Origin of the sequence: Streptomyces sp. NPDC051218, from assembly GCF_044455475.1 — a bacterium.
Classification (GTDB): domain Bacteria; phylum Actinomycetota; class Actinomycetes; order Streptomycetales; family Streptomycetaceae; genus Streptomyces.
The window spans coordinates 598,287-611,031 of record NZ_JBITEU010000001.1; the positions used below are offsets into that span (position 1 = coordinate 598,287).

13 protein-coding genes are annotated in these 12,745 nt (G+C 71.4%); 7 read left to right on the top strand and 6 right to left on the bottom strand.

Annotated elements, in window-relative coordinates:
- Positions 1 to 633, bottom strand: coding sequence for a TetR/AcrR family transcriptional regulator (locus ACIBCK_RS02760; protein WP_399386263.1), 633 nt, complete (start codon positions 631 to 633; stop codon positions 1 to 3).
- 138 nt (positions 634 to 771) lie between these two features.
- Here ACIBCK_RS02760 and ACIBCK_RS02765 point away from each other — a divergent pair, with 138 nt between their 5' ends.
- On the top strand, positions 772 to 954 hold the full coding sequence (locus tag ACIBCK_RS02765) for a DUF6243 family protein (RefSeq protein WP_399386264.1): 183 nt from the start codon (positions 772 to 774) through the stop codon (positions 952 to 954).
- Between the two features lie 163 nt (positions 955 to 1,117).
- A complete protein-coding gene (ddaH, locus tag ACIBCK_RS02770; protein ID WP_399386265.1) occupies positions 1,118 to 1,942 on the top strand; it encodes a dimethylargininase in 825 nt (274 codons plus the stop codon).
- On the opposite strand, the gene ACIBCK_RS02775 is transcribed toward ddaH, so the two are convergent.
- From ACIBCK_RS02775 to ACIBCK_RS02785, 3 genes are all read right to left on the bottom strand, one after another.
- The gene (locus ACIBCK_RS02775; protein WP_399386266.1) at positions 1,931 to 2,950 is read right to left on the bottom strand and encodes a small ribosomal subunit Rsm22 family protein; all 1,020 of its coding nucleotides are present in this window, start codon (positions 2,948 to 2,950) and stop codon (positions 1,931 to 1,933) included. The two genes, ddaH and ACIBCK_RS02775, sit on opposite strands and share 12 nt — an antisense overlap.
- Before the next feature lie 275 nt (positions 2,951 to 3,225).
- Entirely contained in the window at positions 3,226 to 4,290 is a 1,065-nt protein-coding gene (locus ACIBCK_RS02780; RefSeq protein ID WP_399386267.1) for a serine hydrolase domain-containing protein, read from the bottom strand.
- A gap of 59 nt (positions 4,291 to 4,349) precedes the next feature.
- Entirely contained in the window at positions 4,350 to 5,711 is a 1,362-nt protein-coding gene (locus ACIBCK_RS02785; protein WP_399386268.1) for a Bcr/CflA family multidrug efflux MFS transporter, read from the bottom strand.
- A gap of 117 nt (positions 5,712 to 5,828) precedes the next feature.
- Here ACIBCK_RS02785 and ACIBCK_RS02790 point away from each other — a divergent pair, with 117 nt between their 5' ends.
- Positions 5,829 to 6,830, top strand: coding sequence for a Gfo/Idh/MocA family protein (locus tag ACIBCK_RS02790; protein WP_399386269.1), 1,002 nt, complete (start codon positions 5,829 to 5,831; stop codon positions 6,828 to 6,830).
- Positions 6,831 to 6,879: 49 nt separating this feature from the next.
- Here the strand turns inward: ACIBCK_RS02790 and ACIBCK_RS02795 are convergent, their stop codons facing one another.
- Positions 6,880 to 8,514 (bottom strand): alkaline phosphatase D family protein, encoded by a 1,635-nt coding sequence (locus ACIBCK_RS02795; RefSeq protein WP_399386270.1) that lies wholly within the window; start codon positions 8,512 to 8,514, stop codon positions 6,880 to 6,882.
- A gap of 253 nt (positions 8,515 to 8,767) precedes the next feature.
- Here ACIBCK_RS02795 and ACIBCK_RS02800 point away from each other — a divergent pair, with 253 nt between their 5' ends.
- The 3 genes from ACIBCK_RS02800 to ACIBCK_RS02810 all read left to right on the top strand — a co-directional run bounded on the left by ACIBCK_RS02800 (position 8,768) and on the right by ACIBCK_RS02810 (position 11,235).
- Positions 8,768 to 9,571: an SDR family oxidoreductase gene (locus tag ACIBCK_RS02800; protein WP_399386271.1), complete on the top strand. Its 804-nt coding sequence runs from the start codon at positions 8,768 to 8,770 to the stop codon at positions 9,569 to 9,571.
- Positions 9,572 to 9,749: 178 nt separating this feature from the next.
- On the top strand, positions 9,750 to 10,214 hold the full coding sequence (locus tag ACIBCK_RS02805) for a lamin tail domain-containing protein (protein WP_399386272.1): 465 nt from the start codon (positions 9,750 to 9,752) through the stop codon (positions 10,212 to 10,214).
- Between the two features lie 118 nt (positions 10,215 to 10,332).
- Positions 10,333 to 11,235, top strand: a complete 903-nt coding sequence (locus tag ACIBCK_RS02810; RefSeq protein WP_399386273.1) for a PhzF family phenazine biosynthesis protein — start codon at positions 10,333 to 10,335, stop codon at positions 11,233 to 11,235.
- 433 nt (positions 11,236 to 11,668) lie between these two features.
- Here the strand turns inward: ACIBCK_RS02810 and ACIBCK_RS02815 are convergent, their stop codons facing one another.
- Positions 11,669 to 11,992 carry a nuclear transport factor 2 family protein gene (locus ACIBCK_RS02815; RefSeq protein ID WP_399386274.1) on the bottom strand — a complete coding sequence of 108 codons (324 nt, stop codon included), beginning with the start codon at positions 11,990 to 11,992 and terminating at the stop codon, positions 11,669 to 11,671.
- Between the two features lie 137 nt (positions 11,993 to 12,129).
- Between ACIBCK_RS02815 and ACIBCK_RS02820 the strand changes: the two genes are divergently transcribed.
- The gene (locus tag ACIBCK_RS02820) at positions 12,130 to 12,687 is read left to right on the top strand and encodes a DoxX family protein (RefSeq protein ID WP_399386275.1); all 558 of its coding nucleotides are present in this window, start codon (positions 12,130 to 12,132) and stop codon (positions 12,685 to 12,687) included.
- Positions 12,688 to 12,745 lie beyond the last annotated feature (58 nt).

Sequence of the window (12,745 nt, forward strand, 5' to 3'; positions counted from 1 at the left end):
TCAGCGCGGCGCGATGCCGTAGAGGGCGTACTCGACGAGCTTGTCGGCGTACTCGTGCGTGAGCGGGCCGGTGCGCTGCATCCAGCGCTGGGCGAGCGGGCCCGTCCACAGCTCCAGGGCGATGCGGGGGTCCACGTCGGCCGCGACATGGCCGGCTTCCTGGGCGATCTCGATGCGCCGCACGTACATCTGAAGGCCGGGCTCCAGGAGCTTCTCCACGAACTCGGCGCCGAGCTCGGAGTTGAGCATGCCCTCGGCGGCGAGCGCCCGCCACGGGGCGTCGTACTTGGGATTCCTGAACTCGTCGATGGTGGCCCGCATGACGAGCTTGAGGTCCGCCTCCAGATCCCCGGAGTCCGGGATCTCGGTCGGGGTCAGGTCGCGGCCCGCGTTGTCGCTCGCCTCCTGGTGCGCCTGCTCGCCGAGGTCCACGAAGGCGTCGAGCAGGACGGCGCCCTTGGACGGCCACCAGCGGTAGATCGTCTGCTTGCCCACGCCCGCGCGGGCGGCGATCGCCTCGATCGTGAGCTTGCCGTACCCGACCTCGGAGACCAGTTCGAGGGCGGCGTCATAGATCGCGCGGCGCGAGCGTTCGCTGCGGCGCTTGGAGTCAGGGGCGGGTTTCGTGGCCATGCCGTCGAATGTAGCAGCGGACGAGCCGAGACGTACCGTCTCGTAATCCCTTGACAAGACGAACCGTCTCGTTCAAAGTGGTCACGTGAGCGAGACGATACGTCTCGTCGGAAGCACTCTCGATCCGGAGGTACGCACATGTCGCGAGGTGGAGCAGGAAACATGCTGGGCGTGGGCGGTACGCGCACCAACCTCTCCCGCAAGGCGCTGCGCGGCGGGGGCCGCGGCGGTCAGATCGGCGGCGGGCTCAGTCCGCAGGCGCAGAAACGTGAGCTGCTGCGCAAGCTCCAGGAAGGCCGATCGGCGCGCGGCCAGTCGTGAGAACGGGACGTGGACGGCGCCTTGACCGTCCACCGCCCCGGGTGGACCACTCGCTGAACCACCCGTTCAGATCACAGCGCGAGGGCTCCTCAGACCGCACCATGGGCAGCAACTGCCCCGCCATGGGCAGTAACTGACCATCGCGGTACGTGAGGAGCCCTCGTTGAGTCGTTTTCCTCGTCGCGCCACACCCCGGCGCTATCTGATGTGCTCACCCGCACACTTCAAGGTCACGTACTCCATCAACCCCTGGATGGACCCCTCGAAACCGGTCGACGTCCCGCTGGCCATCGCCCAGTGGGAGGACCTGCGCGACCGCTACCGCTCGCTCGGCCACACCGTCGAGGAGCTCGCCCCGCGTCCCGGCCTGCCGGACATGGTCTACGCCGCGAACGGCGCGACCGTCGTCGACGGCCGTGTGCTCGGCGCGCGGTTCGCCCACCCCGAGCGCGGCGACGAGGCGGTCGCCCACCTGGAGTGGTTCCGGGAGCACGGCTTCACGGACCTCCACGAACCCACGCACATCAACGAGGGCGAGGGCGACTTCGCCGTCACCTCCTCGTACGTCCTTGCCGGGCGCGGCTTCCGGGCCAGCCCGCTGTCGCACGGGGAGGCGCAGGAGTTCTTCGGCCGCCCGGTCATCGGACTCGATCTCGTCGACCCCCGCTACTACCACCTGGACACGGCGCTCGCGGTGCTCGACGACGCGGCGGACGAGGTCATGTACTACCCGCCCGCGTTCTCACCGGGCAGCCAGGCGGTTCTGCGGCGCCTGTTCCCCGGGGCGCTGATCGCCGAGGAGCCGGACGCGGTGGCCCTCGGGCTCAACGCGGTCTCCGACGGCCTGCACGTACTGCTCCCGCAGGCCGCGGTCGGCCTCTTCGCACCGCTGCGTGAGCGTGGCTTCGAACCGGTCGCGATGGATCTGAGCGAGCTGCTCAAGGGCGGCGGCAGCGTGAAGTGCTGCACACAGGAGCTACGCGTCTAGCGCGTCGCCGTCGTGGGGCGGCCAGGTGTCGCCCCACTCCGCGTCGCGGGCCGCGCGGTACAACGGGCCGTGGCGCTTGGTCACCGTCTCGCGGTGCAGCGTCTCGTCCGCGGCGCACAGGTCGAGCAGGACCTGGCCCTTGCGGATCTGCGGCTTGCGCACGACGCGCTTGCGCGCCGGTTCGGCGTCGAAGCGGACGGCCGCCACATAGCTGAACTTCTCGTCCTCGTACGCCAGCGAACCGCCCTTGACCTGCCGGTGCAGGGAGGAGCGGCTGACGCGGGCGGAGAAGTGGCACCAGTCGTCGCCGGGCACGATCGGGCAGGCGGAGCTGTGCGGGCAGGGCGCGGCGACGCGGAAGCCGGCGGCGATCAGGCGGTCGCGGGCCTCGATGACGCGGGCGTAGCCGTCGGGGGTGCCGGGCTCGACGATGACGACGGCCTGCTGTGCGGCTGCCGCTGCCGCGTCGACGAGGGACCGCCGGTCGTCCTCCGTCAGCTCCTTGAGGACATAGGACACGGTGACGAGATCGGTGCTCTCGATGCTGAGCGCCGTTCCGATACGAGAGCGCTGCCACCGCACCCCCTTCAACCACGGGTTGGCGGCGGCCAGTTCACGTCCCAGGGCGAGGGCGGGCTCGGCCCAGTCGAGAACCGTGACGGGCCGCTCGCCCTCCCAGGTGGCGCTCACCGCCCAGGTCGCGGCCCCGGTCCCGCCGCCGACGTCCACATGACTGCCGGGCGCCCACCCCACGGGCGCCGCGTCCGCCAGCGCCCCGAGAGCGGAACTCACCGCCTCGAAGGTCGCGGGCATGCGGTACGCGGCGTACGCGGCGACATCGGCACGGTCCCGCAGAATCGGGGCGTCGGTAGGAGTACGCCCCCGGTAGCTGGCAATCAACCGCTCGACAGCCTGCGCGGCCTGCTTGGCCGGAAGCCCACCGAGCAGCCCCGCGAGAGCGGCACGGAGGGCCTCGGCAGGAGAGAGGGGGGAGGTCGGGACGTTCACCCGCCGATTCTAGGCGCCCCGTCAGGGGCGCGGGGCTGACACATATGCGGCTCCGCCGCGCGGGCGCGACCGGGCCCCGTCAGGGGCGCGGGGAACTGCGCGATCAGCCCCCACCGGGCCCGCAGGTGACAGCGCGCCGCACACGGCAGGAGCACCGCTGCGGGCACACGAAGCGCCCCGTCAGGGGGCGCGGGGAACTGCGCGATCAGCCCCCACCGGGCCCGCAGGTGACAGCGCGCCCAGCCCCGCCCAAGCGAGCCCCGCCGAGCCCCGCGCTAGCGAGCCGCGCGGGCCAGCCGGGTGGCGGCCCGTGCCCGGGGGCCGCTGTCGGCGCGCCCCCTCCGGGGGTGGACCGTGTTGGCCAGGAGGATCAGATACGTGTCCGTGGCCGGGTCGATGACCAGGGACGTCCCGGTGAACCCCGTGTGCCCCGCGGCCCCCCGCCCCGCGAGCTCCCCCATGAACCACGCCTGGTCGAGCCCGAAGCCAAGCCCCGGCGGCGTCAGCATCAGCTCCACGTAGTCCGGGCCGAGGATGCGCGCCGTGCCGTACGAGCCGCCGCAGAGCAGCGCCCGGCAGAACACCGCGAGGTCACGTGCGGTGGAGAAGAGCCCGGCGTGGCCCGCGACGCCGCCGAGCGCCCAGGCGTTCTCGTCGTGCACCTCACCCCGCAGCATCCCCCGGGACACCTTCGCCCAGGGCCTGCGCTGGTCCTCGGTGGCCGCCGCGTCGGGGCGCGGCCCGAAGCCGGTGGCCGCCATGCCCAGCGGCCGGGTGATGCCCTCACGGATGAGGACGTCCAGCGGACGGCGCGTGAGGCGCTCCAGGACGTGCTGGAGGAGCAGCATGTTCAGGTCGGAGTAGAGGTGGTCCCCCGGCGGGCCCGACGGGGCCTCCGCACGCAGGGCGGCGAGGCGCGCCACGTCGTCCGGGCAGTCGTACAGCGGGAGTTCGGGACGGAGCCCGGAGGTGTGCGTGAGCAGCTGACGCACCGTGATGCCGTGCTCGGCCGCCGCGGTGAACTCGGGGACGTACGCGGAGACCAGCGCGTCGATGCCGAGCGTGCCCCGCTCCAGCTGCTGCATCGCGGCGACCGTCGTGAACAGCTTGGTCAGCGACGCCAGATCGAAGGGGGTCCCTTTGCGGGTCAACACCTGTTCCGCGGGCGGCAGTTCGACGCCCGCGTCCTTCTCGGGGTCGTACGCGGCATAGCGCACCGCCCGCCCCACCGCCTCCTCGACGGCGATCACCGGCCCGCGCCCGGCGAGCACGACGGCCCCCGCACACCAGGGCCGCTCACCGCGCGTCAGCGCACGCACCTCGCGTACGAGGTGGGCCATCTCATCCGTGTCGAGCCCCGCACGGTCCGGCGTCCCGGCGCGCAGCAGGCGTGGCGCGGTCAGTGGTCGTTCCCCTCCCGAGTCGGTCTCGCCGAGAACGCGTGCGAGTGCGAGTGCTGCCAGGGGCGGCACAGTCCCAAGAAGCAGCCGATGGCCGCAAGCCCGCAGACCAGCTGCACGACGGCCATCGGTACGGCCGTGGCCTCGCCCGCTATACCCACCAGCGGGGACGCGATCGCGCCGACGAGGAACGATGACGTGCCGAGCAGCGCCGACGCGGAGCCCGCGGCGTGCGGGGTGCGCATCAGGGCGAGGGCGTTCGTGTTGGGCATCGCGAGGCCCATGGCGGACATCAGGACGAAGAGCCCGGCCGCGACGGGGAACAGGCCGACGTCTCCGAAGACGCCCGATGTCATGAGGAGCAGCGCGGTGGCGGCGAGGACGATGACGCTCAGACCGAAGGTGAGCACCTTGTCGAGGCTGACCCGGCCGACGAGGATCTTGCCGTTGATCTGGCCGACGGCGATCAGGCCGACGGAGTTCACGCCGAAGAGCAGGCTGAAGGTCTGCGGCGACGCCCCGTAGATCTCCTGGATGACGAACGGCGACGCGGAGACGTACGCGAACAGCGCGGCGAACGCGAAGCCGCCCGCGATCATGTAACCGGTGAAGACGCGGTCGGCGATGAGGGACTTCATGGTGCGCAGCGCCTCGACGGTGCCGCCGACATGCCGGTTCTGGGGGGCGAGCGTCTCGGGCAGGCGCCGCCAGACCACCACGGTCAGCGCGATGCCGACCACCGTGAGCACGGCGAAGATGCCGCGCCAGTCGGTGAAGCGCAGGACCTGCCCGCCGATGACGGGGGCGACGACCGGGGCGACCCCGGAGATCAGCATGAGGGTGGAGAAGAAGCGGGCCATCTCCACGCCGTCGTAGAGATCACGGACGACGGCGCGGGCGATGACGATGCCCGCGGCGCCCGCGAGGCCCTGCACCAGGCGGAAGGCGATGAGGAGTTCGGCGGTGGGCGCGAACGCGCAGATCGCGGTGGCGAGGATGTAGACGAAGAGCCCGATGAGCAGCGGCCTGCGCCGCCCCCACTTGTCGCTCATCGGCCCGACGACGAGCTGCCCGAGCGCCATACCGGTGAGGCAGGCGGTGAGGGTGAGCTGCGCGGTCGCGGCGGAGGTGTGCAGCGAGCGGGTGACCTCCGGGAGCGCGGGGAGGTACATGTCCATGGAGAGCGGCGGCACCGCGGTGAGGCCGCCGAGCACGAGGGTGACGAGGAGGCCGGTGCGCCGCCGGGCGGTGAGGGAGGGGCCCGCCGGGCCCGCGGGGGCCGTGCCCTTCTCCACCGTCGGTGACTGCCGTATGAGGGGGCTTTCGGACCCACTCGTGGTGCGGCTGCCGTGCTCCGGCATGCGGATTCCCTCCCGATTAGGCGTGCGATTACCTATGCTCTCAGCTCAGCTGTGCTGGTTGAGACCATTTCCGCGGGACTCCGCGGTTCTCCGGCCGTACGAACAGGGGCCCCAGTGGTGGAAGACAACCGTGAACCCGTGCGCTGGGGCATCCTCGCGACGGGCGGGATCGCCGCGTCGTTCACGGCGAACCTCCTCGACATGCCGGACGCGGAGGTGGTCGCGGTGGCCTCGCGGACCGACGCGTCGGCGAAGGCGTTCGCCGAGCGGTTCGCGATACCCCGCGCGTACGGGGAGTGGGGCGCGCTCGCCGACGACGAGGACGTCGACGTCGTGTACGTCGCGACGCCGCACGCCGCGCACCGGGTGGCGGCGGGGCTCTGCCTGGAGTCGGGCCGCGCGGTGCTGTGCGAGAAGGCGTTCACGCTGAACGCGCGCGAGGCGCTTGAGCTGGTGACGCTCGCCCGGCGGCGCGGCCTCTTCCTGATGGAGGCCATGTGGATGTACTGCCATCCGCTGATCCGGCGGATGAAGGCGCTGGTCGACGACGGGGCGATAGGTGACGTGCGGACCGTGCAGGCCGACTTCGGTCTCGCCGGGCCCTTCCCTCCGGCGCACCGCCTGCGTGACCCCGCGCAGGGCGGCGGCTCGCTGCTCGATCTCGGGGTGTACCCGGTGTCGTTCGCGCAGCTGCTGCTCGGGGAGCCTTCGGGGGTGAGTGCGAGAGCGACGCTCTCGGATGAGGGCGTTGATCTCCAGACGGGAATGCTGCTCTCGTGGGAGAGCGGTGCTCACGCTTTGTTGCACTGCTCCATCAACGCGGGCACTCCCGTCACCGCCTCCGTCACCGGTTCGCGAGGCCGCATCGACATCCCGAACGGCTTCTTCTTCCCGGACCGGTTCGTGCTGCACCGCGACGGCCGCGACACCGAGGAGTTCGCCGCCTCCCCCGAGTACGGCCCCCGCGACAGCCTCAAGCACGAGGCGGCCGAGGTCATGCACCGCCTGCGCGCCGGCGACACCGAGTCCCCCGTCGTCCCGCTGGACGGCACCCTCGCGGTGATGCGGACCCTGGACGCGGTCCGCGAGCGGATCGGGGTGCGCTACCCGGGCGAGTGAGCGCACCCCGCGGCCCCCGTGGCCTCCGCGGCTCCGGCGGACCGCCGGGTTACGCGGGCTTCAGGCCCGGGTTCCCCGCCTCCGTCACGAACGACGCCGCCGTCCTGATCGGCGCTCCCGGCGTGGTCACCGCCGACACCGTCTTGAAGTCGGCGCGCGCGGACTTCAGGCCGAGGTCCACGGTGACGTAGCCGCGCCGCCCGTTGTAGAACTTCATGTGCGGGTTGGCCTTGGTGAACGTCTCCCAGGTCGCGGGCTTGTCGGCGCCGTCCTTGCCACTGGCGATCGACGTGGCGACGATCTCGGTGCCGACCGTCTTGGACGCCTGGTCGTCGAAGTCGGCCTTGATGTCGTAGGCGTACCCGACGTGCACGTCGCCCGTGAGCACCATCAGGTTCTCGATGCCGGCCGACGCCGCGCCCGCCAGGACACGGTCGCGGGAGGCCGAGTAGCCGTCCCAGGCGTCCATGCTGAGCTTCGCCGCCGCGTTGAGGTCCAGCTTGCGCTGCGAGAAGTTGACCTGCTGCGGCACGACGTTCCACACGGCCTTCGAGCTGTTCCAGCCGTCGATCAGCCAGCGCTCCTGGGTGGCCCCGGTGATGCTGCGCTTGGGGTCCTTGGACTCCGGCCCCGGGATGTCGGCACCGTCGCCGTAGACCTGGTCGGAGCGGTACTGCCGCGTGTCCAGGATGTCGAACTGGGCGAGCAGTCCCCACTGGACGCGGCGGTAGAGCTGCAGGTCGGGGCCGATGGGCTGCTGGGGGCTGCGCAGCGGCTGGTTCTCCCAGTACGCGCGGTAGGCGGCGGCGCGGCGCACCAGGAAGTCGGCGGGCGCGCTGCCGTTCTCGTCGCGGTCGTCGGCGTAGTTGTTCTCGGTCTCGTGGTCGTCCCAGGTGACGACGAACGGGTGCGCCGCGTGCGAGGCCCGCAGGTCGGGGTCGGACTTGTAGAGGGCGTACCGCAGGCGGTAGTCCTCCAGGGTCTTCGTCTCGCGGTTGAAGATGGCGGGCAGGGTGCGGTCGGTGTACTTGCGGGCGCCGCCGGCCGAGTTGACCGCGTACTCGTAGAGGTAGTCGCCGAGGTGGAAGACGACGTCGACGTCGTCCTGCGCCAGGTGCTTGTGCGCGGTGAAGTAACCGTCGTGGTAAGCCTGGCAGGACACCGCGGCGAACTTCAGGGAGCTCACGCTGCTGCCTGCCGCGGGCGCGGTGCGGGTCCGGCCCGTCTCGCTGATCCACTTCCCCGTCTTGAACCGGAAGTAGTAGGTCCGCCCCGGCTCCAGGAAGTTCACCTCGACGTGCAGTGTGTGGTTGAACTCAGGATGGGTGATCTCGAAGCCGCTTCTCGCGACCCGCTGGAAGCGGGCGTCGTGGGCCAGCTCCCATTCGACGACGACGCGCTGGTTCGGCAGCCCGTTGCCCGGCTCGTACGGGGCCGGGGCGAGGCGGGTCCAGAGCAGGACCGACTCGGGCTGCGGGTCGCCGGACGCGACGCCGAGCGTGAACGGATCGTCGGCGATCTTGCGCGCGTCCATCTCGGCGGCGCCGGCCGCGCCCGCGGTCGGCAGATTGGTGGCGAACGCGAGCGCTGCCGCGGCGCCTGTGACGGTCAGGAAACGCCGGCGGCCCAGGTGGCGCGCGGCGGCTCGTAGTTCGGCTGTGTCCTGCTGGCCTTTGGGTGTCATGTGGCCCTCCCCTGACGATTGGTGTCCCGGGCATGCAAGTGGCGGGGGAAGACGCGCGACTGTCGCGTACACAACACCCAAATGGCGGGCGGATGATGACCCTATAGACACACCTCACGTACGCTGCGGGGCCATGAACGCTGAGCCAACTGGGCATCCGACCGGACACTCGACCGGCCAATCGACCGGGCAGCCACTCGGGCAACCGCTCGGGCAGCCACTCGGGCAACCGCTCGGGCAGAGAAGGACCGCCGTGGTGACCGGCGCCGGCTCCGGGATCGGCAGGGCCGTGGCGGTGGAACTGCTGCGGGCCGGATGGTCCGTGGCGCTCGCGGGGCGCCGCAAGGAGACGCTGGAGGAGACGGCGGCGATCGCCGCCGGGGTGTCGGAGGGCGCCGCGGTGCGGCCCGTGCCGCACGCCGAGGGAGCCACCGAGGCCAATGCCCCGGCCGAGACCGACGCCCTGTGCGTGCGCACCGACGTCTCGCGGCCCGATGATGTGGCCGCCCTCTTCTCGGCCGTACGCGACCGCTTCGGCCGTCTCGACCTCCTCTTCAACAACGCCGGTACGTTCGGCCCCGGCGGTGTGTCCGTCGACGAACTGGAGTACGAGGCGTGGCGGCATGTCGTCGACACGAACCTCAACGGCGCGTTCCTGTGCGCACAGGCGGCGTTCCGGCAGATGAAGGAGCAGGACCCGCAGGGCGGCCGGATCATCAACAACGGCTCCATCTCCGCGCACGTCCCGCGCCCGCGCTCCATCGCGTACACGGCGACGAAGCACGCGCTGACCGGCCTGACGAAGTCCCTCTCGCTGGACGGGCGCCCCTACCGGATCGCCTGCGGTCAGATCGACATCGGCAACGCGGCCACCGACATGACCGAGCGGATGCAGGCCGGAATCCTGCAGGCCAACGGGGAGTTGGCGCCCGAGCCGGTGATGGACGTGTCGGACGTGGCACGGACCGTACGCCATATGGCGGAGCTGCCCCTGGAGGCGAACGTGCAGTTCGCGACGGTGCTGGCGACGAACATGCCCTTCATCGGGCGGGGTTAACCGACCGGCCCGGCAGGCCCCGAGACCTGTCATGGCCGACCGTGACCCGGTGCTCACGGTCGGCCCACATCCCCACAAGCGGAATACCTGATACCGCGTCAATTACCCACATCACCCCCCGTATGCTCGGCGTGCCCTCCACGAGAACTCCACATTCAGAGCACACTCGGAGCACACCTTGCGCATACGTTCCGCGGCCCCGGCCGTTCTCGCCGCGGCCGCACTCGCGGCCCCTCTGCTCGCCGCGTCGCCCGCGAACGCGGCGGCCCACCAGGGCGGACTGCACCTCGGGTACATCCAGTTCGACAGTCCGGGCCGGGACAGCCGTTCCAACTCCTCGCTGAACGCGGAGTGGGTGAACATCCACAACAACTCCGGCTCGGCGGTCCAGCTCAAGGGCTACAAGCTGAAGGACAACACCGGCTACACGTACACCTTCGGCAGCTACAAGATCGGCGCCGGCAAGACGGTCAAGGTCCGCACGGGCAAGGGCACCAACGCGTCCGGCGTCCGTTACTGGGGCCGCGGCTCGTACGTCTGGAACAACACCAGCGACAAGGCCCGCCTGATCAAGCCGAGCGGTTCGCTCAAGGACTCCTGCTCCTGGACGAACAGCAACCCCGGGTACAAGAGCTGCCACTGACGGCTCACATGCCACTGTGAAGGGGAGGGTGCAGGGCAGCCGCTCCGTGGTGGCCGGCGGGGACCCGCGCCGGGGGGCCGCGGGAATGGTCGGGGCCGCGGAACGGTTGCCCTGCGACATGACGACGAAATCAACCGACGCCCCCTCCTCCTCGGTACTGCGCTACACCGCGTTCGCGACCGACCCGGCGGGCGGCAACCCCGCCGGGATCGTGCTGGACGCCGCCGGTCTCGACGAGGCGGCGATGCTGGGGATCGCGGCGGAGGTGGGGTACAGCGAGTCGGCGTTCCTGACCCCGGCGAATCCGGCGAATCCGGCGCCCGGCTCCGACGACGCGGGCCACGCCTTCGACGTGCGCTACTTCAGCCCTCGTGCCGAGGTCTCCTTCTGCGGGCACGCGACGGTGGCGGCGGCGGTCGCTCTGGCCGAACGGGTCCATGGCGCGGGCGACTTCGTCTTCTTCACGCAGGCGGGCACGGTGCCGGTGACCGTGACCGACGTGGACGGCACCCTGCGGGCCACGCTCACCAGCGTCGAGCCGCACACCGAGGACGTCACGGCGGCCGATCTGACCGAAGCCCTGGCCGCGCTCGACTGGCCCGCGGACGACCTCGACCCCGCCCTGCCGCCCCGCATCGCCTACGCGGGCGCCCGCCATCTGATCCTGGCCGCCGCGACCCGCGAACGCCTCGCCGACCTGTCGTACGACTTCGAACGCCTCGCGACCCTGATGCGCCGCCTGGACCTGACCACGGTCCAACTGGTCTGGCGGGAGACGGACTTGACCTTTCACGCGCGCGACCCGTTCCCGGTGGGCGGCGTAGTGGAGGACCCCGCAACGGGCGCGGCGGCTGCCGCGTTCGGCGCATACGCGCGCGAACTGTCCCTGGTCCCAGCAGAGTCGGATCTCACCCTCCACCAGGGCGCGGACATGGGACGCCCCGGCATACTCACGGTCAGCCTGCGCGAGGGCGACCCGAGGGTACGGGTGAGCGGCACGGCGGTACGGATCGGCGGGTAGGACCGTTCAGCCCTGAACCCCCTCGGGGCTCAGGCCTGGCCGCCCCGTCTCAGGGCTCAGGCTCAGCCGCCCCGCCTCAGGGCTCAGGCCTGGCCCGTCCCGGGGCTCAGGCCAGGCCCACTTTTACGCTTCCCACCTGGCCCGCCTCGGCGCTCCCGCCTGAACTGCCTCGAAGCTCACGCCTGGCCTGTCCCAGAGCTCAGGCCACGCCCACTCCAGCGCTTCCCGCCCAGCCCACCCCGGCGCTCACGCCCGACCGTCTCGAAGCTCACGCCTTGCCTGCCTCGAAGTCTGACGCCTGAACCCGCCTCGGGGCTCCCGCCTGAACCGCTCCGAAGCTCACGCCTGGCCCGTCTCGGGGCTCAGGCAAGGCCCACTTCGGCGCTTCCCGCCCGGCCCGCCTCGGCGCTTCCGCCTGACCCGCCCCCGAACTTCACGCCTGGCCCGTCTCGAACCGGGAGATCTTTCCGTCGTCGATGGTGAACCGCCACTTCGTCCGCATCTCCCCCCACGTGTCGTTGCGGTAGGTGACGATCAGGACGTGCCCGCCGTCCGACTCGTTCTCCACGTCCATGTGGCCGTTCGACGAGAAGATCTCCCGGTCCGTCCACTCGGTGACGTCCCGGTCGGTACCGTCGTCGGACATGGTCACGTCGGGCGTGACGGCGGCTCGGAAAGCAGCTTGGTCGTGGGAGTTCACGGCGGTGACGAAGGCCCGGACCGTCGGGTCGGTGAGCCGGCTTACCTGGATGCTCATGCGCCCACGGTCACACCGGCCGCCCCGCCCCGCCACCGGACACCGTCACTCGTACGGCCGACTGAGCGGGGTGCGGGGTGCGGCTCTGACGGACGGTGGGAGTGACACCCACCGGCCCCACCCCGGGAGACAGCGCCATGACCCGTTCCTGCTTCGACCGACGCGACCTGGGCCTTCTGCTGCTCCGTGTCACCACCGGCGGCGTCCTCGTCGCCCACGGCACCCAGAAGCTCTTCGGCTGGTTCGGCGGCCACGGCATCGAGGGCACCGGCGCCTTCATGGAGTCCATCGGCTTCGCGCCGGGCAAGGCGAACGCGGTCGTCGCCGGGCTCGCCGAAGCGGGCGGCGGCACGCTGCTCGCGCTCGGCCTCGCGACCCCCGCAGCCGGTTCCGCGGCGGCGGGCGCGATGGCCGGGGCGACCGCGGTGCACGCCCCGAACGGCTTCTTCAGCCAGGGCGGCGGCTACGAGTACCCGGCGTTCCTCGGCACGGTCGCCGCCACCCTCGCCGTCGCGGGCCCCGGCGCCTACTCCGTCGACGACGCGCTCGGCCACTCCTTCAACCGCAACTGGATGGTCCCGGCGGCCCTGGCGGGCACGGCACTCGGGGTACTCGTCTCGGTGGGCTCGCGGGCGAAGAACGTACGGGAGAACGTACGGGAGCAGGAGAGCGGGCCGGGGGCGGACGAGGAGTGACGGCTCCGGCTCATCGCGGCGAAAGTCGTTGGTGGGGAGGAGAGTTGACCGGATAGCG